General features: G+C 65.1%; 11 protein-coding genes. 5 read left to right on the top strand and 6 right to left on the bottom strand.

Annotated features, from left to right (window positions below):
* Positions 1-609 precede the first annotated feature (609 nt).
* Positions 610-1,002 carry a peptide-methionine (R)-S-oxide reductase MsrB gene (gene msrB / locus HA052_RS14325; protein WP_107799715.1) on the top strand — a complete coding sequence of 131 codons (393 nt, stop codon included), beginning with the start codon at positions 610-612 and terminating at the stop codon, positions 1,000-1,002.
* A 117-nt stretch (positions 1,003-1,119) separates the two neighbouring features.
* Here the strand turns inward: msrB and HA052_RS14320 are convergent, their stop codons facing one another.
* Together HA052_RS14320 and hflX are read right to left on the bottom strand one after the other, a co-directional pair.
* The gene (locus tag HA052_RS14320; protein WP_081545086.1) at positions 1,120-2,787 is read right to left on the bottom strand and encodes an ABC-F family ATP-binding cassette domain-containing protein; all 1,668 of its coding nucleotides are present in this window, start codon (positions 2,785-2,787) and stop codon (positions 1,120-1,122) included.
* 394 nt (positions 2,788-3,181) lie between these two features.
* On the bottom strand, positions 3,182-4,570 hold the full coding sequence (hflX, locus tag HA052_RS14315; RefSeq protein WP_081545085.1) for a GTPase HflX: 1,389 nt from the start codon (positions 4,568-4,570) through the stop codon (positions 3,182-3,184).
* Positions 4,571-4,731: 161 nt separating this feature from the next.
* Here hflX and HA052_RS14310 point away from each other — a divergent pair, with 161 nt between their 5' ends.
* Positions 4,732-5,991, top strand: a complete 1,260-nt coding sequence (locus HA052_RS14310; protein ID WP_206118909.1) for a DEAD/DEAH box helicase — start codon at positions 4,732-4,734, stop codon at positions 5,989-5,991.
* 99 nt (positions 5,992-6,090) lie between these two features.
* On the opposite strand, the gene HA052_RS14305 is transcribed toward HA052_RS14310, so the two are convergent.
* Entirely contained in the window at positions 6,091-6,870 is a 780-nt protein-coding gene (locus tag HA052_RS14305) for an HAD-IIA family hydrolase (RefSeq protein ID WP_166452393.1), read from the bottom strand.
* Positions 6,871-7,272: 402 nt separating this feature from the next.
* Here HA052_RS14305 and HA052_RS14300 point away from each other — a divergent pair, with 402 nt between their 5' ends.
* From HA052_RS14300 to HA052_RS14290, 3 genes are all read left to right on the top strand, one after another.
* Positions 7,273-8,013 carry an acetoacetate decarboxylase gene (locus HA052_RS14300; RefSeq protein ID WP_081545084.1) on the top strand — a complete coding sequence of 247 codons (741 nt, stop codon included), beginning with the start codon at positions 7,273-7,275 and terminating at the stop codon, positions 8,011-8,013.
* Positions 8,014-8,225: 212 nt separating this feature from the next.
* Positions 8,226-9,008 carry a 3-hydroxybutyrate dehydrogenase gene (locus tag HA052_RS14295; RefSeq protein WP_166452392.1) on the top strand — a complete coding sequence of 261 codons (783 nt, stop codon included), beginning with the start codon at positions 8,226-8,228 and terminating at the stop codon, positions 9,006-9,008.
* Positions 9,005-10,192: a DUF3734 domain-containing protein gene (locus tag HA052_RS14290; RefSeq protein WP_166452391.1), complete on the top strand. Its 1,188-nt coding sequence runs from the start codon at positions 9,005-9,007 to the stop codon at positions 10,190-10,192. The genes HA052_RS14295 and HA052_RS14290 overlap by 4 nt, the downstream gene beginning before the upstream one ends.
* Before the next feature lie 22 nt (positions 10,193-10,214).
* On the opposite strand, the gene yfcF is transcribed toward HA052_RS14290, so the two are convergent.
* The 3 genes from yfcF to HA052_RS14275 all read right to left on the bottom strand — a co-directional run bounded on the left by yfcF (position 10,215) and on the right by HA052_RS14275 (position 23,730).
* Positions 10,215-10,838, bottom strand: a complete 624-nt coding sequence (yfcF, locus tag HA052_RS14285; protein WP_166452390.1) for a glutathione transferase — start codon at positions 10,836-10,838, stop codon at positions 10,215-10,217.
* 143 nt (positions 10,839-10,981) lie between these two features.
* Positions 10,982-11,866 carry a cysteine synthase CysM gene (cysM, locus tag HA052_RS14280; protein ID WP_081545080.1) on the bottom strand — a complete coding sequence of 295 codons (885 nt, stop codon included), beginning with the start codon at positions 11,864-11,866 and terminating at the stop codon, positions 10,982-10,984.
* A gap of 167 nt (positions 11,867-12,033) precedes the next feature.
* Positions 12,034-23,730: a LysM peptidoglycan-binding domain-containing protein gene (locus HA052_RS14275; protein WP_166452389.1), complete on the bottom strand. Its 11,697-nt coding sequence runs from the start codon at positions 23,728-23,730 to the stop codon at positions 12,034-12,036.
* Between the last annotated feature and the right edge of the window lie 10 nt (positions 23,731-23,740).

The following is a 23,740-nucleotide window of genomic DNA, read 5'->3' as shown; positions in this document are numbered from 1 at the left end:
AAGTCCCCTTAATAGCCTGTTCAAAGTCCGCTGCGCCCCTGAGGCGCAACACGGCGAATCCGTCTTCAGAGTGCCCCTCCAGCGCCTGTTTATTCCTCGTCTTCAGCCGCAAGACCTTGCCTCGTCTTGCTCGCAGGGCTTTGGACAGGCGCTTATAAATCGCTTGATCCACACACGTCACGGCATGCCAAGATGCCCTCACGATTCTTTCTCACGGCCGGATCGGCCGGCGCCGGACACTGCCGCCACTCTGATGGCCCGCCCCAATAAAAACAACAAAAATTTACAACAGATAATGATTTTTGTATCAAATATAGTACACCGTCCTGGAAGAAAGACGAAAAATCGCATAACGCTTGAAAACAGAGGCGCTATTCGGAAGCGTTTATCATTAAATTAATATATTAATAAAATAGTTAGGACATGCTCTCCCGCCCTCTCCATGCGATTGCTGTCATCCACGGGGCGCCGGCACGACTAAAGGGCAGGACAGGAGCCCGTCACCGCCCTCGCCACCCGCGCCGCAGGCAAGCAAAACATTAAGGCCGGATGTACCGCAGCCGCGCCCAGCCCTAAAATAGGCTTAAACCATCCGCAAAGGAGCACACCATGACCCTGCAAAAAACCGATCAGGAATGGCAAAGACAACTGACGCCGGAACAATACCGCGTCACCCGCCAGGCCGGCACCGAACACCCGTTCAGCGGCGAACACTATACCCGCACTGAAAACGGCGATTACCACTGCGTCTGCTGCGGCACCCTGCTATTCCACAGCGACGCCAAATACGACCCCGGCTGCGGCTGGCCCAGCTTCTGGGCCGAAGCCGCCGGCGCGCGCATCGCACGCATCGTCGACACCTCGCACGGCATGGTTCGCACCGAGGTGCGCTGCTCCGAATGCGACGCCCACCTGGGCCATGTGTTTCCGGACGGCCCCGAGCCCAGCGGCGAGCGTTATTGCATCAACTCGGTGGCGCTGGGCTTCACGCCCAAGCCTTGAGGCCGCCCAGGTCTGCCGCTGAACTGAACCCCAAACCAAAAAGGCAGCGCCGCCACGATCCATGGCGACACTGCCTTTTATGACTTTTCCGACTGCGGGCGGGCCTGCCGCCGCCCCTCAGCGCTTGCCGGCGGCCTCTTCGCGTCGGCGCTTGGCTTCTTCCAACAGGTAGACCTGGTAATCGTCCAGATCACCGTCAAAATCGCTGACGCCGCCGCGCGACACCAGCCAGAACTCGTCGCAGACCGCGCGCAGCAGCGCGCGGTCGTGGCTGACCAGCATCACCGAACCCTCGAACTCGTTCAGCGCCACGCTCAAGGCCTCGCGCGTGGCCAGGTCCAGATGGTTGGTCGGTTCATCCAGCAGCAATAGATTGGGGCGCAGCCAAACAATCATGCACAACACCAGCCGCGCCTTCTCTCCGCCGCTCATGCTGCCCACTGCCTGCTTGACCATGTCGCCGCTGAAATTGAAGGTGCCGAGGAAATTACGCAGGCCCTGTTCGCGGCAATCATTGGCCGGCGGACGCAGCTGCGCTGGCGTCTCGCGCGCCAATCGCAGCATATGCTGCAACGGATCGTCTTCCGGCCGCAGCACGTCCAGCTCCTGCTGTGAGAAGTAGCCGATGTTCAAACCTTTGCCGCGGATGATCTCGCCGCCGGTGGCCGTCAGCGCCTCGGCCACCGTTTTCACCAGTGTGGATTTGCCTTGGCCGTTGGCGCCCAGGATGCCGATGCGCTGGCCAGCCAGCACCGAGCGGTTCACCCCGTTGACGATCACGATGGGCGGCGCGCCTTCCGCCGCCCCTTCCTCCGCCGGATAGCCGAACGAGGCCTGCGACATGGTCAGCATCGGGTTGGGCAGACTGCCCGGTTCCTTGAACTCGAACTGGAAATCGGCGTCGGCCAGCACCGGCGCGATCTTCTCCATCCGCTCCAGCGCCTTGACGCGGCTTTGCGCCTGCTTGGCCTTGCTGGCCTTGGCCTTGAAGCGATCGATGAACTTTTGCAGGTGCGCGATCTTTTCCTGCTGCTTGGCCTGCGCGGCCTGCTGCAGAATCATCTGCTCGGCGCGCATGTCCTCGAACTTGCTGTAGTTGCCGCCGTAACGCACCAGCTTGCCGTGGTCGATGTGCAGAGTGACATTGGTCACCGCGTCCAGGAATTCGCGGTCATGGCTGATCACCACCATGGTGCCGGCGTACTGTTTGAGCCAGGCTTCAAGCCAGACTAGAGCGTCCAAGTCCAAGTGGTTGGTCGGTTCGTCCAGCAGCAAGAGATCGGACGGGCACATCAGCGCCCGCGCCAGTTGCAGACGCATGCGCCAGCCGCCGGAGAAACTGTTCACCGGTTGCTGCAGCTCGGCCACGCTAAAGCCCAGGCCCAGGATCAGCGCCTGCGCCCGCGCCGGGGCGTCATGCTCGCCGGCGTCGTTCAGCGCGGTGTAGGCGTGCGCCATGCGCATGTAATCCTCGCCTGCCTCGGCCTCGGCCACTTCGCGCCGCGCCGCCAGCAAGGCGGTATCGCCCTCCACCACGAACTCGGTGGCGGTCTGGGAGGTTTCCGGCATGTCCTGCGCCACTTGCGCCATGCGCCACTGGCTGGGAATGGAGAAATCGCCGCCGTCTTCGTGCAGGCTGCCGTTCAAGACCGCGAACAGCGAGGACTTGCCCGCGCCGTTGCGTCCTACCAGGCCAACCTTCTCACCGGGGTTGATATTGACTGTCGCGCCGTCCAGCAAGACTTTAGTGCCGCGACGCAAAGCCACGTTTTTCAGAATGATCATTGGGAATAGCAGTGTTGCAGAATTTTTAGGAAGCAAGAAAACAGCAGCCCGGCGACCACTTGCGTCCCGGCGGAATGCCATGAATTAACCGTGCCGGCGGACAAAGGCCGAAGGCACGGGAGGGATTATACAGATGCGCTCTATCCGCGAAACGCCGGGCGACGGGGGCGTCCTCCGAAAGCAGACGAACGCCCCCGCGCCGCCACAACTGAGCCATCGACTCTCAAAGCCTGCTCAAAGTGTCGCGAGCTAGAGCAAAACGAGGCGAAAACCGCTGAGAAAGCGGAGTGTGCACACGGTACTGAGCATTTCGAAATTGTTTTCAACGCCGTATCGCCGGCGCGCAGCAGATCGTAAACAGGCTCTCACGAAACGCGGCAGACTTTGAACAGGTTCAGACTTCCCAGTGTTCCTTCTCTCGCCCCTGCGAGCCGGGGTTCAGTTGCTCTCGCAGGCTGCGCAGTTTCTCCGGCTCGCCGCGAACGCGGAACCAGCTGCCCTCTTCGTCCGCGCGCTCTTCCAGCACTTGGCAGTGACTGTAGATCTCGCCGCGCAACTGCTGCGCCGACCACGGCAACAGCAGCTCGCCCTCCTCCAGATCGCGCTGGAAGAAGGCGACGATGAGGGCGCGCAACTCGGCTACTTCCTCGGGGCGACGCGCGCTCATCACCACGCAGTCCGGGTAGCGCTGCCGCAGTTCGTCCGTCCAGGCGGCCTGCGCCGCCTCGTCGCCGACATGGTCGATCTTGTTGAACACCCGGATGCGCGGCACCTCGTCGGCGCCGATTTCCCCCAGCACCTCGTCCGTGACCTCCAGCTGACGCTGGAAACCCGGATCGCTGGCGTCGATCACATGCAACAGCAAGGCCGCATCCAGCGCTTCTTCTAGCGTGGACTTGAAGGAGGCCACCAGGCCGTGAGGCAGATTCTTGATGAAGCCCACGGTATCGCTGACCAGCACCCGCGGCACGCTTTCCGGGTAGATGGCGCGCACCGTGGTGTCCAGGGTGGCGAACAATTTATTGGCCACCAGCACTTCGCTGCCGGTCAAGGCGCGCATCAGCGTGGACTTGCCGGCGTTGGTGTAACCCACCAGCGACACCCCGCCCAGGCCTTGGCCCTGACGCTCCAGCCGGCGCGCGCGCTGAGTCTTGCGCTCCAGTTCCATCGCGACGATTTCGCGTTGCAGTTCGGCGATGCGGTCGCGCACCTTGCGCCGGTCCAGCTCGGTATGCGATTCGCCGGCGCCGCGCCCGCCCATGCCGCTGCGCTGCCGGCCTTGCGGCCCGGCCAGCTTGGCCGCCTCGCGCAAGCGCGGCGCCATATAACCGAGACGGGCGATTTCCACTTGGGCGCGCGCCGCGCGCGAGCGGGCGTTGCGGTGGAAGATCTCCAGGATGACCATGGTGCGATCCATCACCTCGCAACCGACGGCCAACTCCAGATTGCGCGCCTGCGACGGCGAAATTTCGTGGTCCACCAGCAAGGCATCGATCTCCACGGTGTCGGCGTCCAGCGCCGGCGGCGCGTCTTCCAGCTCGTCGTTGCGAAGACCGCGGTTGACGAACTGGCTGATTTCCTCGAGCTTGCCCACCCCCATATAGGCGGTGCGGTCGAAGCTGTTACGCTTTTGCACAAAGGTCCGCACCACTTGGAAGCCCAGGGTCTTGGCCAGTTCGCTCAGCTCGGTGAGCGAGGCCTCGAACTCGACATCGCTGACATCGGGCAACTGGACCGAGGCCACTAGGGCGTAGCGGGGTTTCTCTTTGACTTCTGTTTGCATGTGCGTATGACTTTAACTTGATAGCGAGCCCAGATAGTACTCGCAAACGGAACTTCCCGCTGCGCAACGCGCGTTGCGGCGACGCCACGCCCCGCTTGACCCGGCCGCGGACAGCGCCGATACTCCTGCCGCTTCAAGCACCATCGCCGTCAACGCCCCCCATGTCATTCACCTCACTGGGCCTGTCGCCCGCCCTGGCCCAGGCCGCAAGCGATCAAGGCTATCCGGCCCCCACCGCCGTTCAGCTCGCCGCCGTCCCCGCCATTCTGCAAGGCCACGACGTGCTGGCCACCGCGCAAACCGGTTCCGGCAAAACCGCGGCCTACTGCCTTCCGCTGTTGCAGCAATGGCTGGCGGGCCGCCAAGCCGCGCCGCGCCAGGCGCAAACGCTGATCCTGCTCCCTACGCGGGAGCTGGCGGCGCAAGTGGGCGATGCCCTGCGCCAACTGTCCCAAGGCCTGCCGCGCCGGCCCAAGATCGCCGTGGTCTTTGGCGGCGTTTCCATCAATCCCCAGATGATGGCCCTGCGCGGCGGCGCCGACATCGTGGCGGCCACGCCCGGCCGGTTGCTGGACCTGCTGGCGCACAATGCGCTGCGGCTTTCCTCCGTCGACACTCTGGTGCTGGACGAGGCCGATCGCCTCCTCGACCTCGGCTTTGCCGACGAACTGGCCAGCTTGCTGGCGCAGCTGCCTCCCTACCGGCAGAACCTGCTGTTCTCCGCCACGTTCCCTCCCTCCGTGCGTACGCTGGCGGAACGACTGCTGAACCAGCCGCAGCGCATCGACATCGCGCCCGAGGACGCCGCCGCGCCGGACATCCGCCAGCGCGCCATCGAAGTGGACGCCGGCCGGCGCACCATGCTGCTGCGCCATCTGCTGCAAATCCATGGCTGGGAGCGGGCTCTAGTCTTCGTGGCCAGCCGCCACAGCGCCGACCGAGTGGCCGGCAAGCTGCAGGCCGCCGGCGTCCGCGCCGCCGCGCTACACGGCGATTGCAGCCAGGGACAACGCGGCCAGGTGCTGGCCGACCTCAAATCCGGCCGTCTGCAAGTGCTGGTGGCCACCGATGTGGCCGCGCGCGGCATCGACATCGCCCGCCTGCCGGTGGTGGTGAACTACGATCTGCCGCGCTCGCCGGTGGACTACACTCACCGCATCGGCCGCACCGGCCGCGCCGGCGCCAGCGGCGAAGCCGTCAGCTTCGTCAGCACCGACTGCGCCGCGCATTTCCAATTGATAGAAAAACGCCAAGGACTGCGGCTGCCGCGCGAACGGATCGCCGGCTTCGAGCCCATCGCCGCCAGCCCGGCCGCGGCTCCGAACGCGTCGACCGACAACGGCGGCGTCAAGGGTAAACGCAAGAGCAAGAAAGACAAGCTGCGGGAAGCCGCCGCCCAAGCGCAGGCCGAGCCACGCTAAGCGCCCTCGGCGCCGAGCCCAACGGCGTGCTCAAACAATAGGGCCGTTCCTGCTGGAACGGCCCTGTTTTCGCCCGCGGCCTACCTGGCCGGCAATCCTTTACAAGGCGTGCGGATCAATCTCCGCCACACTCTCGAACACATAGTCCGGCTGATAGGGGAACTGCTCCATGGACTCGCGAGACGACACCCCGGACAACACCAGCGCGGTGCCCATGCCGGCCTCTATGCCGCCGACGATGTCGGTATCCATGCGGTCGCCTATCATCACCGCCTCTTCCGGATGCACGCCCAGCTTTCGGGTGGCCAGCATCATCATCAACGAATTGGGCTTGCCCACGATATAGGGCTTCTTGCCGGTGGCTGCCTCGATGGCGGCCAGCAGCGTGCCGGCGGCCGGCTCGTAGCCGCCGCCCTCTATCGGGTCGATCATGTCCGGGTTGGTGCCGATGAATTTGGCGCCCTGGTCGATGAAGCGAACCGCCTTCTTGATCTGCTCGAAACTAAAGGTCTGGGACTTGGCCACCACCACGTAATCCGGGCGAGATTCGGAAATGGAAAAACCCACGTTATACAACTCATTGATCAAGCCGGCCCCCCCCACCACGTAGGCGGTGGGCATCGCTTTGCGCGTCTGGCTGCGCAGGAACATCGCCGTAGCCATCGCGCTGGTGATGAAGTTGTCTTCCGTCACCCCGTTGATGCCCAGGCCCTCCAGCTTCAGCCTCAGGTCCAGCGGCGTCTGCTCCGCGTTATTGGTCAGAAACAGAAAAGGCGTGCCGCCCTGCGTCAGGCGGTTAACGAAATCGCGCGCGCCCGGAATCAGTTGCTTGCCCCGATAGATCACTCCATCCATGTCGGAAATGATGCTTTTGCTCATACGGTATATCCAAAACACAGGTGCCGATTCCGCCGGCACGGTGGCGGGCCGCGGCTTCATTCGCCGCAACCGCGACAGCATAGCACGGCGGCTCTATCGAGCTTGTTCAAAGTCTAGCGAGCAAGGCCGGGCGTTGCGGCTGAAAAAGCCGCGCTCGCCATGTCGCGCCTCGCGACGCGCAGGGGGACCTGAACAGGTTCTTAGCTAGGCCGCCCGCGCTCATCCATCCCAAGGAACAGGTGACAGGGAACCAAGCTACCGCTAGCGGGCTCTTTCGCTGTACCATCGACGCCAGATGCACGCCTGCCCGCCGCGCCGTGTTTTACCGGCGGGCTCCTTTCGCAGCAACGGCCGCGCTCCCCTCCGGGCACGACCTTTTGCCATCCAGGGAGCGCAGCACGTATGAACATCGACGCCATCCGCGAGCAGGCCTTCGCCATGCCGCTGACCAACCCCGCCTTCCCCCGCGGCCCCTACCGCTTCACCAACCGCGAATTCTTCATCATCACCTACCGCACCGATCCGGCCAAACTGCGCGAGGTGGTGCCGGAGCCGCTGCAGCCGGCCTCGGATCTGGTGAATTTCGAATTCATCCGCATGCCGGACTCCACCGGCTTCGGCGACTACACCGAAAGCGGCCAGGTGATCCCCGTGCTGCTGGGCGGCGTGGCCGGCAACTACACCCACGCGATGTATCTGAACGATCACCCTCCCATCGCCGGCGGCCGCGAGCTGTGGGGCTTTCCCAAGAAACTGGCCTGCCCGCGGCTGCAAGTGCGCACCGACACCCTGGTGGGCGAACTAGATTACGGCCCGGTTCGGGTCGCTACCGCCACCATGGGCTATAAGCACCAGACGCTGGACGCCAGCGCGCTGCAACGCTCCATGGTCAACACCCCCAACTTCCTCTTGAAGATCATCCCTCACGTGGACGGCAGCGCCCGTATCTGCGAGCTGGTGCGCTTCTATTTGAAGGACGTGACCGTGCACGGCGCCTGGAGCGGGCCTGCGGCGCTGGCGCTGTTCCCGCACGCGCTGGCGCCGGTAGCGGAGCTACCGGTGCTGGAAGTGGTGGAAGCGCGCCATATCATTGCCGACCTGACCCTGGGCCTGGGTGAAGTGGAATTCGATTACCTCAACTAAGAACCTGTTTACGATCTGCTGCACGTCGTGAAGCGTGACACGGTGAGTACGGCTTTGAAATGCTCATATACCGCTTGTGCATTCCGCTTTCTCAGCCGTTTTCGCCTTGTCTCGCCTTGTCTCGCCTTAGCTCGCGAGATCGTATAACAGGTTCTGAAAGCCGCTTCGCGGCCCGTCCCCACGCGACAACTCACGACAACAAGGAGAGCAGCATGCAATTGAACGGCAAAGTGGCCTTGATCACCGGCGCGGCCAGCGGCATAGGCAAAGCCATTGCGGAAACCTACGCCCGGGCCGGCGCGGCGGTGGCCATCGCCGACATCAATCTGGCCGCGGCGCAGGCGACGGCGGAGGAGATCAAAGCCGCCGGCGGCAAGGCGGTGGGCGTGGCGATGGACGTGACCAACGAGGAGTCCGTCAACGCCGGCACCCAGGCGGCGGTGGACGCGCTGGGCGGGCTGGACATCCTGATTTCCAACGCTGGCATCCAGATCGTCAACCCGCTGGTGGACTACAAGTTTTCCGACTGGAAGAAAATGCAGGCCATCCACGTGGACGGCGCTTTTCTCACCACCAAGGCCGCGCTGCCGCATATGTACAAAGACAAGCGCGGCGGCACGGTAATCTATATGGGGTCGGTCCACTCTCACGAGGCGTCCAAGCTCAAGTCCGCCTACGTCACCGCCAAGCACGCCTTGCTGGGCTTGTGCCGGGTGCTGGCCAAGGAAGGCGCGGAATACAATGTGCGCGCCCACGTGATCTGCCCCGGCTTCGTGCGCACGCCGTTGGTGGAGAAGCAGATTCCGGAACAGGCCAAAGAACTGGGCATCAGCGAGGAGGAAGTGGTCAAGCGCGTAATGCTGGGCAATACCGTGGATGGCGTATTCACCACGGTGGAGGACGTGGCCCAGACCGCCCTGTTTCTGGCCGCCTTCCCCAGCGCGGCGCTGACCGGCCAATCGGTGATTGTCAGCCACGGCTGGTATATGCAATGACGCCGCCGCACAATCCGGCCTGCCCGCAGGCCGGCGGCCTGTACCAAAGCCGCAGCCTGCCGCCCGGCCACCGCTACCAGGTGCTGGCGCTGGTGCTTCAGGGCGGCGGCGCGCTGGGTTCCTACCAGCCCGGCGTCTACCAAGGCCTGGCCGAAGCCGACCTGCACCCCAACTGGGTAGCCGGCATTTCCATAGGCGCGCTCAACGCCGCCATCATCGCCGGCAATCCGCCGGAACGGCGGGTGGAGCAGTTGCGCGCCTTCTGGGACACTATCTGCCGGCCGCCGTTTCTGCCGCCCAGCCCGTTCAGCCAGCTGGACACCCACCACTGGCCGACGGGCCTCAACGGGCTGATGGCAAGCTGGGAAGCCTGGCGAGCGCTGACCGAGGGCCAGAACGGCTTCTTCCTGCCGCGCTCTCCCTGGCCGGCCGGCACGCCCTCTCCCGCCAACTGCAGTTTCTACGACACCGCGCCGCTGAAAAGCACACTGGAGCGCTTCGCCGACTTCGACCGCGTCAACGACAGCGATCAGATGCGGGTATCGGTGGGCGCGGTCAATCTGCGCAGCGGCAACTTCGTCTATTTCGACAACACCCGCCAACGACTGCGCGCCGAGCACTTCATGGCCTCCGGCGCGCTGCCTCCCGGCTTCCCGGCGGTGGAGATAGACGGCGAGTACTACTGGGACGGCGGCCTGGTGTCCAATACGCCGCTGAAACAAATACTGAGCACCGAGCCGCGCAAGAACTCCTTAGTGTTCCAAGTGGATCTATGGAGCGCCAAGGGCGAGCCGCCCACGGACATGAAGGCGATCGCCATGCGACAGAAGGACATCCAATACTCCAGCCGCACCCGGCAAATCACCGATACGATGAAACGGGAGCAGAACTACCGCGGCTTGCTGCGGCAGTTGATGGAGCTGGTGCCGGAAGCGCAGCGCGAGCACCCGGCTTACCGTCGCGCCCATGAGCTGGCCTGCGGCCGGCTGCTGAAGGTGATCCACCTGATCTACCAGGACAAGGAGTACGAGGACCACCACAAGGATTATCAGTTCGGCGCCCAGACCATGCGCGCGCACTGGGCCAGCGGCTACCAGGACATCTGCCGCACACTGAGCCATCCGGATTGGCTGGAGATGCCGTCGCCGGACCGGCCCTTCGTCACCCACGACGTGCATCGCTGAGGCGGCGGCGGTGCCGGGCCTTTCAAACCAAGGCCGCCCGCCGCCCCAACTCCAGCCAGTCCAGCACCGCAGGCCGTTGCCACTGGCGTTCGACGTAGGCGGCCAAACGCGACGGCAGGATGTCGTCGTATTGCAGCCGCTTCAACATCAAGGCCAGGTCGGTGTCGGCCAAACACCAGGCGCCGAACAAGTCGCCGTCGCCGGCCGGCAGCAATTGCTCCGCCGCGGCGATCAGCTTGTTCGCCGCCTGACGCGCTTCCGGCGCCAGGGTGCCGGTTGCCGGGCGCAGAAACACCACCTCGGTATTGCGGTCTTCGCGCAGCGCCATCAGGTCGCTGCGCAGCCAGGCTTGCAATTGGCGCGCGCGGGCGCGTTGGCGCAGGTCCCGCGGATAAAGTCGGGGACGCTCGGGGTAAGCGTCTTCAAGATACTCGGCGATGGCCGAGGATTCGCTGAGCTGGAACTCGCCATCCTCCAGCATGGGCACGCGGGCGGTCAACGATTGGCGCTGATAGGCCGGGGCCAGATTGGCTTGCGCATCAAGACTCAAGGTCGCCAATTCGAAGGCCAGCCCTTTTTCTTTCAAGGCGACGAAGGCGGACAAGGCGTAGGGGCTGAGGAAACGGGAATCGACATGCAGCAGCATAAGAGCCTCCGAGACTGGGACATAGGACTCTGAATGCTAAAGACATGCGGCGCCGGACGCCAGCGCCAAAAAGCGAACACGGCGTTCCGGCGCGCCGTCCGTCCTGGGCGCCTGTCGACGCCCAGCGGACTTTGAATGGGTTCTCAGCCGAACAGACCGGTAGACAGGTAGCGATCGCCGCGGTCGCAGACGATGGAAACGATGACCGCGTTCTCCAGCTGGCTCGACAGGCGCAGCGCCACCGCCAGCGCGCCGCCGGACGAAGGCCCGGCCAGGATGCCCTCCTCGCGCGCCAACAAGCGCGCCATATCCTCCGCCTCCTGCTGACTGACATGCTGCAAATCGTCCAGCTGCGAGAAGTCGCAGATCTTGGGCACGTAGGGGTCTTCCCATTTACGGATGCCGGCAATCTGGCTGCCTGGTTCCGGATGCACGCCCACAATCTGGATGGCCGGGTTTTGCCGCTTCAGATAGCGGCTGGTGCCCATGATGGTGCCGGTGGTGCCCATGCTGGACACAAAGTGAGTGATGCCGCCCCGAGTGTCCTGCCAGATTTCCGGCCCGGTGCTTTCATAGTGGGCCAGCGGATTGTCCGGATTGGAAAACTGGTCCAGGATGCGGCCCTGGCCAGCGGCTTCCATCTTGCGCGCCAGGTCAATGGAACCCGGCATCGACGCCTCCTTGGGCGTCAGAATCACTTCCGCGCCGTAAGCGCGCATCGCCTGCACCCGCTCGGCGCTGGAGTTCTCCGGCATGATGAGGATCATCTTGTACCCCATCATCGCCGCCGCCATCGCCAGCGCAATGCCGGTATTGCCGCTGGTGGGTTCGATCAGGGTGTCGCCCGGCTTGATCTCGCCGCGCTCTTCGGCTCGACGAATCATGGACAGCGCCGGCCGGTCCTTGACCGAGCCCGCCGGGTTGTTGCCTTCCAGCTTGACCAGCACGGTGTTGCTGGTGACGCCGGGCAGGCGCTTGAGTCTGACCAGCGGGGTGTGGCCGACGAAATCTTCCAGATGCTTGTACACGACGCGTTCTCCAACGGGGAACGGCCATTATACCGATTGGCTATCAGCAAAGACGGAATCCTTATGTCTAAGCAAATAACCGTTGCGCTCCCTCGCCGCCGCGAGAGAGCGGACCTTGCGCCGGAGAGAGCTCGCTCTCCGGCGCGCGGCGGAGCCTGAACGGTGGCTCAAACCATGGGCGGCTCGATTCTGGTCAGTTCCAGGAACACATTGCGCAAGCGCAACAAGGGCTGGGCTTGTTCGGTCAGATTGGAGCTGACGGTCAGATCGAACCATAAGCTGCCGCCTTTTTGTTCCGGTCCGTGCGCGGCGAACCAGTCCACGCAGCCCTGGGCTTGCTGAGCGACGACGTCGGCCAGCGGCAGGCCGCCGCCGCCCTCCTGCAAGGCCACCTCGGTCGGCGGCATCAGGTAGACCGGCAAGCGCACCTTGCTCAGCGCGTCGTTCAGCCGGTACTCGTAATACACCGTCAGGCTGAGGATGGCGCTGTCGCTGCCGGCATGGCCGAACAAAGCCTGATAGAACAAGCCAAGCTGGCACGCCAGCGAGCGGCTCACCGGCTGGTCCGCGCCTTGGGCGTAGATGGCCGCCATATTCACCGGCTGATCCGAATCCACGGTGGGACGCAGCGGCGCGGACAGGGACACCGTCGGCGTCTGATAGACGAAAGGCTCCGCCGTCGGCTTGCCCGGCACCAGTTCCTCGTTGCGCCGCAGGAAGACCTGAGCGTTGGCGTCCTGCCGCTCCAAGATGTCCAGGTCCGGCAATACCACCATGCGCGCGGCGATGCCCTTGCCTTCGGACGCGGCCAGATAGGCGCCGGTGTTCCGATCAAGATAAGTGAAGGAACGGCTCAGGCCTTCTCCCTCCTCAGGCTCACACTCGTATCGCTCCGGCTCCACCTGCACAAAAGGTTGGCCGGCGCGCTCGGGCAGCGCCTGCTCCAGCGTCAGCGTCACCCGCAGCGCGCTCACCTTGCCTCCGTCCGGATTGACGCGCTCCACCGCGTCTTCCTCGATGACGAAACGTATCGGTTCCGCCTGAGCCAGCAGCCGGCTGTTCGCCTGCAACAGGCCCCCGCCGCCGGCGCTGTCCGCCAGCCACTGCACCATCTCGCCGGCGGATAGCAGCGCCGCCTCGGCGTTCTCGATCTGGACCGGGTCCTTGCTGCCAATGTCCAGCGGCAGCAAGAAGCGGTTCAGATCTTCAACCACCTTGGGAAAGACCTGAGTCATTTCCGCCAGGTTGTCGAACAGATCGCGGCTGAGCGCCATCGCCCTCAGGCCGGATTGTCCGCCTAGGTTGAAATCAATCTGACCGTTGACCGCGTCTTGCTCGAAATGGCGTTGCAGCGCATAGCGCAGCCGATAATTCCAACGACTCAGCGCGGCCAGCGGATTGTAGTCGCCGGGCCGGCTGCAAGCCGAGTCGCCGGCGGCCGTAAGCCGCGCCGCCATGACTTCGCCCGCAGGCAAGCGGCATGGGCAAGCGATATCGGCGTTGGCCGCCGCCTCCTGCAGGGTCAGCGTCGGCGTTTCCGGGAAGGCGCGCAGCACGATGGGCGTGCTGAAAGCGCCCAGCGCCTGGCGCAGCGGCCAGCTCTCGCCGGCGGTGTCCGCCACGAAGCTGAGCCAGGACGACGGCTGGTAGCCGCGAATGCCGGCCAACGCGCCGATCTGGTGTTCAATGTTCTGTCCTTCGAACACCAGATCCAGGTCCACATTCTTGGCCTCCAGGCCTGCGCTGGAGAGCAGGAAGCTCAGCATGCGGGTGTCGCCGCCGCCGTCGCCGGCCAGCCTCAAGCCCAGCTTGGGCGCGGTCAGCGACAGATTGCCGCGGCCGACGATGGCGCTGCCGCCCGGCCGGCTCACAATATTGCCGTACAGCCGCGGCGTCAGTTCCGCGCCCGAGGGCTGGATCGCGGCATTGACCTCGGCCTGGAACTGCAGGCCGGCGCGCACCGCGTAGAACTCGCTCAGCGTGCCCAGCATCCTCTGGAAGAAGGCCTCGCGGATCGCGTCCAGTTCCCGCTGGTCCGCGCTCTCATCGCGGAATACCGGAATCATCGCGCCCTTCAAGGCTTGAGCCAGCGCTTCTTTGGCGTCCAACAGTCCCTGCATCGCGTTGTTGCCGGTCAGGCTCCGCAAGACCTGCGCCGGCGCGACATAGGCCGGCGACAACAGTTGGTCAATGCCCGCCAACGAGGATTGCAGCCATTGATCCAGATCCACGCCGGTGAAAGCGCGCGGCTCGGCCGGGTCCTGCAGGCTGATCACCTTGCCGGTGCGGTAGGGAATGATGGCCGCATCCAGCTTGGACGCCAATTGATTGGATACCGGCCTGGGCGCGAACTGCTTGGGCTGGCCCGGATTGAGCAGGCGGTAGGAGATGCCCTGCGCGGCGTCCCGTCCCAGCTGCACCGCCCACAAGGTCATGCCGGAGCCGCCGGTGAAGGCGTTGCGATCGCTGCCGGTGGCCACTTGGTAGCGCGGCCCCTGCGGGGTGGACAGCGCTTGCTCGAAGCTGGCCGCAAACTGTTTGAGATCGCGCTGGGCGCTCGCCGCGGCCTGGTCGCCTTGCAGCGGGCCGGTGGACGGCGACAACAGCGTGCCCGCCTCGGCCACGCCGGACACCGCCGCCAGCGCGCCGCTGACCAGCTGCGGTTTGCGGCTCAAGGTCAGGCTGGCGTCCAAACGGAAGATCTGGTCGTCGTTGATCTGGCCGGACGGCAGCGGCGCGCTCAACTCCAACAGCGGCTGGAAGCCGGCGGCTCGCTCTTGATGGCTGCCGCTGCTATTGGGCAGCAAGCTGTTGAGCCAGGCGTAGATGTCCACCGCCCAATTGACCAGCGCCGCCTGCTGAGCGGGGTCCAATAACGCCCCCACCTCCGGGCAGACGCTGCTGCTCAGCTCGATGCCGAGGCCGTTGGGGTCTTGCAACTGATACAAGACCTTGGCGTAGATGGCGACGGCCTGTTCGATGCGCTGCCTACCGCCGGCGTCCAGCGCCTTGGCCGCGTCCAAATAGGGCTGCTGGTCAAAGGCCAGCGACACCTTGAGCCCCGCCTTGCCGTCTTGCAAGGCGGCGAACAGGTAGTCGTTGGCCACAGACGGCCATTGCCCGATGCCCAACACGCTGTCGGTATAGCCGGTCAGCTGCGGCGGGAAGTTGTATACGCGCGCCTCGGCCGGCGGCGCGTCCATATCGCTGAGGATGCGGTTGCCGAACAAATCCAACCAGGCCAGTTCAATTTGCAACAGACCGCCCACGCCCAGATAGGGGCTGCCGCTCACCGCAGGCGAGGCCTGGCGCTGCACCGGCGGATGCCGGTACAGGCCAGGATACGGCACGGTGCGGACATAACGCCACGGTTCGTCCTCGTTCGCGGTGCGCGGCGCGCGCACTTTGTCGGCCGGGCCGTTGCCGTCGACATTGCCCGGACCGGTGGCCACGCCGAAATTGCTCTCTTTGAAATCGTCGGTCAGGCTGTTGCGGTAGCCGAGCAGATTGAACAGATTGGCCAGATAGATCCAGCCCCAGTCGGCGCCGTCGGCCTTGTCCGGCACCGGCGGCGCGGCCTTGCGCTCCAATTCGATGCCGGCCACGCCGGCCTGGGTGGTGGCCGACACATCAAACGGCCCCAACTCGACTTCCAGCGCCGCCTGGGCCGGGAACAGGCCGGGCGTGCGCGCATTGGCGGCGGCCAGGCCGGCCAAGGGCGCCTGGAAGTAGGCCGAGATATCGTCCAGCGTGGCGAACAAGGCGCCGTTGGCGTAGCGCCGGCCCACGGTCACATCGACCTCGGGCAGGCGCAAAGCGGTATAGCTGGCCAGCGGGCCGCTCCAGCTGGCGCGATACGGGTTGGCCTGCTTGATCGCATCCTCGGTGGTAAAGAAATGCTCGGCGATGCGCGCCAGGTCCCCGCCCGGCGCCGCGCCGGTCGGCGCGACTTGATAAACGCCGCCATGCACTCGCAACACGGCGCCATCGCGCAACGGCCGCCCGGAGTTAAGCCGGGCCAGACTATCGACGCGGCTGTAATAGGCAGCGGCGACGCCGTCCAGCGTGGCCGCGTCGGCCAACGGCGCGGTCTGTTCCCGCCGCAGCACCGCGGTCGCCACCAGCGCGGCGGCGCTGGCGTCGAAGGACTCATTGGTGGCCAGCACGTTCATCCAGTTGCCCACCGCCTGCCCTTCGCCCTCGTCCGCGGCAAACAGCGCCAATACCGCCAGCTCGGCTTCGCCGCTGTCGTTGAACACATGGTCCGGCAAGCCGGACAGCGTGCCGCCGTCTTGCAGGCCCTGGCTGTAGCTGAGGAAGAAGCCGCCCTGGCGGGTGATGCTGGCTTCCCATAACAGCCGCAGAAACTCGTCCGGCGCGCCGATCAGATTGGGGAAGGCGTTATCGGTCAGCGCCAGCGCGCGCAGACCGTTCTGCGCCGGAGGACGGGTCTCGGTGGACAGATTGACCTTGGCGATGCCGGCCAGGCTGGCGGCCGGGTTTTCCATCTGCCAACCGGCCACCTCGCTGCCGGTGGAGGCCGGCCGGTACAGCACCAGCAACTGGCTCAAACCCGCGCCCGGCCCCTGTAATTGGCTGAGCACGCGCTCCAGCAACACGATTTCCTTATCCGGCGCGCCGATGATTTCATACAGCCTCTGACTGCTGGGATTGCCCGCCAGCGGCTGAGTGCGACGCACACCGAAGGGGATCAGCATGCCGAAACCGTAATTGAGCAAGGGCTGTTCGCTGACGCTGCCGGTGGCGGCGTCGGTGCGCGCCAGCTGCGGCGCGAAACGCGGCAACACGCCTTGTTCCAGCGGGGTATTGATCAGCGAGTCCGGCAGGCTCCACAAGCGCGGTTCGGCCACCTCCGGCGCGCGGGCCTGGCGCGGCAGCGCCACCGGCGCCGCGCACTGCCAGGGCTGAGAACTGGACAACGGGAAGCGCGAGGCCTGGGCCTCGGCGTCCAGCAAGGGCCGAATCGCCCGCGTATCCGTGCGCAAAGGCTGCCCGGTGGCCGCGGCGCGTACTTTCACATAGCGCAGGTAATCGTCCTGGCTCACTTCGAAACTGGCGCTGCCGCTGCCCGGCGTGCCCAGGCTGAGCCAGGTTTCGGCGGCGCCGCGGCTCAGAGTGAAGCTGAACTTCGCCCCCTGCACCGGGTCTTGCAGCGCGGGCAGCGGGAAGGCCTGCCCAGTCAACGCGAACAGGCCCAGCTGCGCCGGGTAGTCGTAGCCGCCCTGGCCGTTGGGCTTGACGAACAGGCCGGGCGATTTCGCCGTCAGGCCGGCGGTGGGCAGCCGCAAGCCGTTGAGGTAGTAACGCGAAGCCATCGCGCCCAGGTTCTGGAACGCCAGCGTGCGCAGCGCTTCGTCGATCAGCTCTCCCACCTGGAACTGCGCCAGTTCCGGGATGTTCAGATTGGGGTCGCTGTCGTAGTCGAACAAGCCGGCGGCCGCGCCGTTGGCGCCGGCCAGCAGATCCAGGCTCACGCCCAAGCGTGCGGAGATGCCGGCCAGGGTGTCGCCGGCGGCCACCGGTTGCAGGAAGGCCGGCATGGCCAGTATCGCCAGCGACGACAGCAGGTCCGCGCGCCGCAGCACGTCGCTGCCTTGCAATAGCGCGTCCAGCGATACGCCCAGCCCGGCGGCGACGCCGGTCAGCGAATCGCCGTCCTGGGTCAGGTAGACCTTCTCGCCCAGCGCGATGCGCTGATTGGCCGCCAGGATGCGCGCCTCGTCGGCATTGGCCCGCGCCAGTTGCTCGCCGTTGAAGCCGCCGCCAAACAAGGACTGCGCGGCCACTTGTTCGAAGCTGAGACCGCCCGGGGTTTGCCAGCGCATGCCCGCCACCGTCAACGGCCGGGCCCCCGCCGCCAGCGGATGCTCCTGGTTGGCGACGAACAATTGTCCGGCGCTGAAAGCGTCGTCGCCGGACAGTTGGCCGGTGGCGTTGACCCAGTCGACGATCTCGGACACCGTCTGCGCCGGCTGAATCACCAGCTTGAAGTTGCCCAGGCCGTCGCGCAGCGCTTGCAAGGCCTGGCGCGCCAGCAGGCAGAAGTAGTCGCCGAAGATGTAGCTGGCGATGGAGGCGCCGGTGCCGGACTGCATCCGGACGGCCGCCGCCGGCGCGCTGCCGCCTTCCACCTGTACCTGCAGTTGCTGGAAATACTGGCGCAGCAACAGCAGGTAGTCGGTCTGGCTGCTGTTGTATTGGCCAAACACATAATCGTAGCCGGGCGCGCCGGCGTAACTCGGCACGTTCAGGCGCACGCCGGGAGGCGCCGGGAAGAATACGCCGTGGGCGTTGGCCGCCGCCGTGGCGGCGAAGCAGATCGTCGCCTGCCGAGCCAGGAAGGCCTCCACCTGATCGGCCGGAATCGGCAGCGGTTGATCCGGATTGGAAAAGTACTGCAGCGCCTGGTTCAGGAAGTCGGCGCTGACCACTTGCTGGTTGAGCTGGTCCGGGCTCATCGCGCCGCTCATGCCAGCGGCCAATACCCATTGCAACACCCGCACGGCCAGGTCTTCAAAACCGTCTTCGCCGCCATTGGCGGCCAACCTGGCGTTCAGCGCCGGGCGCTGGCGCGCGCGCGCCAGCGCGGCATGCGCCAGTTGACCTTGCTCGGACCCGCCGTTGCGGGCCGCCGCCAAGGCGCCGCCCGCCTTGACCGGCTCCGGCGTGGCGAGGAAAAAAGCCGCCACATAGCATGGCAATTGCTCGGCCGCAGTCTTGGCCTGATCGCCGGCCACGGTCAGCACCGGCACGGTCCACCCCGTCAGTTGCAAGAGCTGCCCCGCTTGCAGATTGCCCCAGGCCGGCTGATAGCCGGCGGCCTTGGCGGCCAGCCGCAGTCCGGCTCCGCCGCTCTGCCCCAGCGCGCGGCGCAGCCGACGCGCTTCCAGTTCAGACGCCGCGTGGCGCGCGGACAAGCCTCCGCCCAAGGCCAGCGTCCGCATGCCGTTGCCAGGCAGGGTGCGGCCCCAGGGCGGATTGTTGCCCGCCGGGTTTTTCAACACAAAGGTGGCTTGCACCGAGGCCGAGAACGACAGGCCTATGGTGATGGTGAACAGGCCCAGATTGATCTTGACGTCGACGCTGACCTCCACCGAGGCGTTGGCGCTGATGGGGATGTCCTGATAGGCGATGTAGCTGAGCCGCACGTAGAGCTTGATGGCGATATTGACGTCGGCGCGGATGATGGCGAAGTCTATGCTGCCGTACAGACGGCCCTGCACCCCGGCGGTGCCGATCAGCGAGAAATAATAGCCGTCCTGCAATTGGTCGCGGCCCTGACTGGGCGTGGCCTCGCGGTAAGGCAGCCAGCGCGCCAGCACGCCTTCTATCACGCCGAACACCGTCAGGCTGAAACCGGCGCGCAAAATGCCCAGCTCTATGGATTTGCCCAGGCCAAGCTGAGCGCCGAAACCGAACACCAGCACCGGGTTGAACCAGCCCCGCTCCGACACCGGCACCAGATTGGTGGTGGCGCTGCTGAGCTTGCCGAAATAAAAGCCGGCCGAGCCCAGCACCGGAATACCCGGCGCCACGATCAGCTCTATGGTGAAGGAACGGGCGAAGTCCTGCCGCCACGGAAAACCGATGTCCACCTGGAAATCGCCGTTGGTGTACAGATTGATGCCGAACTCCGGCAGGGTGATGGTAGCCACCCCGATCTGGAATTTGCGCATCAGATTGGGCAAGGCGATATTGGCGGAATAGCACCCCACGGTTTCCGACACCTGGCGGTAGAGGATCTGGAAATCCAGCCCGGCGAAAATCTTGGCCATCGGCCCGGCCAGCGCCACGCGCAGCGCGTAAAGCGTGGGGTCGTTGAACACCATGGACAGCTGCAGCAGATATTCGTCGGCTTCCTCGTCGGCCTCGGCCGCTGCCGCCTCCCGGGCGGTGATCAACTGCTGGCTGCCCCTGGCCGCCGGCGCTTCCTTGTCTTTCTGGGTTTTCAACACGCCGAAGTCGAAGGCGATGAACCAGGAGTTGTTGGCGGCGAACACCGGCTGCCCTTTGCCGCCCACCGGCACCTCCGGCGGGTTCGGCACTTCCAGGCTGCGCAGCTTGGCGATCACGCCCTGCACCGAGGTCTCCTCCACCAGGCCGGGCACGGTGACGTGCTGGCCCAGCGCCAGCAAGCGCAGGTCCAGATATTTGTTGCCGCCGCCCGGAGGCGCCGGCGTGGTTTCCGGTTTGGACGGGTCCCAGCTGAGCGCGTCGCCGGACTGCCAGACGAAGCTGCCCTGCACGGTGATCTCCACCTTGGCGTCCTTGACCTGCGGATCGTATTTCAGCGCCACGCCCTTGAGCGTGAAGAAGCCGAAGTCCACCGGCCCGATGCCGATATTGAAGCCCACCCGTTTCTTGCTGAAGTTGTACACCAGCTCAAGGCCGCTCAGGCTGAAGGAATTGAGCACGTTCCAGGGCGCGGCCAGGCCGAACTCGGCGCCGGTGGCCCAAGACACGAAGGTCTCCACCATTTCGCCGATGGACTTGTTGTCCAGTTTGAAGGTGGCGACGGTGTCGCCCTGTTTGTCGGTCGTCACGGTGGCGAGCAGGGTCAGCCAGCGCAAGCTCAATTCCTGCTTGCCGGGAGCGAAGTTATAACTAACCCCCAGCTTGATGTTCCACAGGGTCAGATCGGCGCCGATCTCGCCATAGGTGCCCGGCACCTGCGGCGGGTCGTCGCCCTCGGTGTTCAGCGGAGCCAGCCCCAGCCGCTCGGCGGCCTTCTTGCCCAGATAGCCCAGTTTCAGCCGGCCGGTGACGCTGACGTCGGGCAAGGCGGAAATCGGTACCCAGGCGCTTGCGGTGGCGGCGCTGAATTCAAAGGAAGTCGCCTTCTGCTTGCCCCAGTCCAGTTGCAGCGTCAGCTTGCTCACGTCCGGGAAGGACAGCACGGTGCGCCAATCCCGGCCCAGATACTGTTCCAGCAATTCATTGATACTGAAAACGGTGTCTTCCTGCTGCTGGATGGAAAATGTCCAATCTCCGGCGCCGGCGTAGCTCGCGCCTATGCCCACCACCAAGGGATGAGCCATGTCCGGCAGCAAGGTGGTGTTGGCGGTGATGTTGCCCTGGTTTTCCAGCTTGGCGCGGCTGACCGAGAAGCCGACGTTGTCCAGCTTGAACAGCGGCTTGCCGAAAAACTCGAAAGTCCAGGCCGGCTGGAACACAAGGTTCAGCGACACTTGCAGATTGTCGGCGGCCTGGGCGTAGTTGAACACGAAGCTGTCTATCACCGGCAACGACGGCAAGGTCAGGTCAACGCCGGGCAGGAACAGCGACAGCAGGTCCTCCATGCGGATCACTCCGGACTCCAGCGTGCCGCGGAACTGCCAATCCGGATATTGCACGCCCACCGCCACCACGCCGGCCTGCTCGCCGCTGCCAATGATGAAATTGCCGTTGGAGCTGGCCCGTACCTGGCGCGTTTTGACCGGGTCGATCAGCGCCACTTGGGCCTCCACGTTGCTCAAGGCCACTTTGCCGACCAACGGCACCGGCTTGGCGCTGTTGGAGCGGATGATGAAGCCGAGCGCGGAGGCGTCCTCTTCCTTGCTGAGGTAGTACAGGTCCAGCTGGCTGAGGCCGAGGTCCGCCAGCACATTCAGCGGCGGCGGCAGCACCGCCACCAGGTTGACCGCCGCCGCCATCTGGAAGGCGCGGTCTATGCTGGGATACGGCGCGTCGAACTTGACGGTGAGCAAGGCTTGCTCGCCGGCCGACGGCGCCAGTAATTGCAACTCCGCGCCCAGCGGCTGATAGCGGCCGCCCAAGGCGGCGGTGACGGGTATCTGACCGTCGGAACTGGACAGGCGCAGGAAGGGGCCGCTCATCTGTATCCACGGCACGCCGGGCAGCGACCAAGTGCCCTCGGCGGACAATTCCAGATTCATCCGCAACTGTTGTTCCGGCGCGTCGAAGATCACCGCGATGCGGTTGCTGATTTGCAGGCTGGCGAAGATGCCGGTCATGCCTTCCAGGCGGATGGAGGCGATGTCGTCCTCCTCACCCTCGTGCTTGAACTGGGACACCTCCAGCCACAGGCTGGCGCTGAAACCCTGCAACAGGGCCAGCACCGCCTCATTGATGTTGCCGCCGGCCAGGATGCCCGGCACCAGGTCCAGCCGCTTGGGCGGCTGGATCTCGCCGTCCGCGCCCAGCTTCTCCTTGAGCTCCAGATAGAGCGCGTTCAGCGGGTTCTCGGCCGGTTCGTCGCCGCCCTCCTCTCCGTCGGCGCGGCTCGCCCGCCGCGCGGCCGCGGCTTGCAAGGCGTGCTCGGCCTGGTAAACGTTCATCAGGTAGGCGACGGCGACATTGAGCTTGTCTGCGCTGGAAGTGGCGTAGAACGCCTTCAGCTCGCTGAAATAACGCGGAATCGGGTCGTCCGCTGCGGTCTGGGCGCACAGGCTTTGGATGAAGGCGCCGAGTTGCCGGCAGGGGTTGCCGCTCTGGTTGCCGGTGGGCCAGCTGTCCAGCGAGAAGTTCAGCTGGTTGGCGGCGGCCGCCAGCTCGTTGATCGGCGGCGAGGCGCTGAACAGGCCTCGGTTGACGCTGGGGTACAAGGCCGGCTGCACGCCCAGGCCTTTTCGCGGCAAGGCCAGGAACGGCCGTCCCATATTGATCGCCGCCATCATGCTGTTGGCGCCCTCGAACAAGGACAGGGTATTGGTCTTGAACAAGGCGTAGTAGAACAAGGGCTGCGGCACCGGCCCCAGTTGGATGAACAGAACCTGGTTGGGCTTGCCGACAATGGCGTTGACCGCGGCCTCCACCGCCGCCGTCGAAGTGGGATAGTTGAGCCAGCTGAAACGTTGCACCGCGTTCAGCGACGCCATATAGCGGCTGCGCGCCTCATGCACCTGCCGCGCAGCCTGCCGCCGGCTGGCGTTTTTCGGGTCCGTACCGGTCAGCACCACCACCTCGTCGCGGGTCATGTCCCCGCGCAGCAAACCCGCCACCGCCTGCAAGGGCGCCTCGCTCTCCATGCTGCCGAAACGGTTGAGGTTCAACACCACCACCGGCGCGGCATGGCTGTCGCGGCCGTTGTCCTGATAATCGAGCAGGCCGCCGCACAGAACCGCCGCCGCCGCTTCCGGGCTGCTGTTCACCACGTTTTGAGCACTGGGCATGATGGCGTAGGACACCAGCAGCCGCACTTTCTTGAGCAAAGCGTCGCCGGTCAGATAACGCAGGATGGCCGCGCGCGGATTATCCGCGTATTCCGCCCAGTCCGGCGCCGCATAGCTGGATTCCGGCACATAGGACACCCGGCGACGGAAACTGGGATTGTTCAGCTCCGGCACTTGCAGCAAATCAATGGCCGGCCGCCTGGCGCCGACAAAATCGATTTTTTCCGCGTAATTATAGTTATAAGGCTGCAATTGCAGGAAATACTCGACGTTCAGCCCGGTGGCGTAGTTGCCGGCACTGTCGTCCACCGCGCCGGTGAAGCCGAACAACACCTTGTCGGCCGGCGGCGCCAGGTAGGCCTTCAGTTCCACCGTGGCCTGGTTCAAATGGCCGCTGGGCTGGTGATCCAGCTCCGGTAGCAGCTCGTACAGCTTGGCCAGCGTGTCCTCGCCTCCCAGGTAATAGACTTCGGCCTTGCCGGCGTAGGCGTAAGTCAGCCCCGCCGCGGTCAAGGGATCGGTCAAGCGCCGCAGCAGATTGACCGTGGCGGACTGGTTGCCGAAGCTGCCCCCGGTGCCCACCAACAGGCGGATCGCGGCCTGCTGTTCCAGCAGGCCCCTGAACGCGGCGATCTGTTCCTGGTTGATCCGGGCGGAAGTATTGCGGCTGGCCGAGTTGGCGTTGTCGAACAGGGAGAAAGGCCACGTCATGATCGCGCCG

Source organism: Chromobacterium fluminis (assembly GCF_011602385.1).
GTDB lineage: Bacteria > Pseudomonadota > Gammaproteobacteria > Burkholderiales > Chromobacteriaceae > Chromobacterium > Chromobacterium fluminis.
This window is presented reverse-complemented; position numbering and strand designations above follow the sequence as displayed.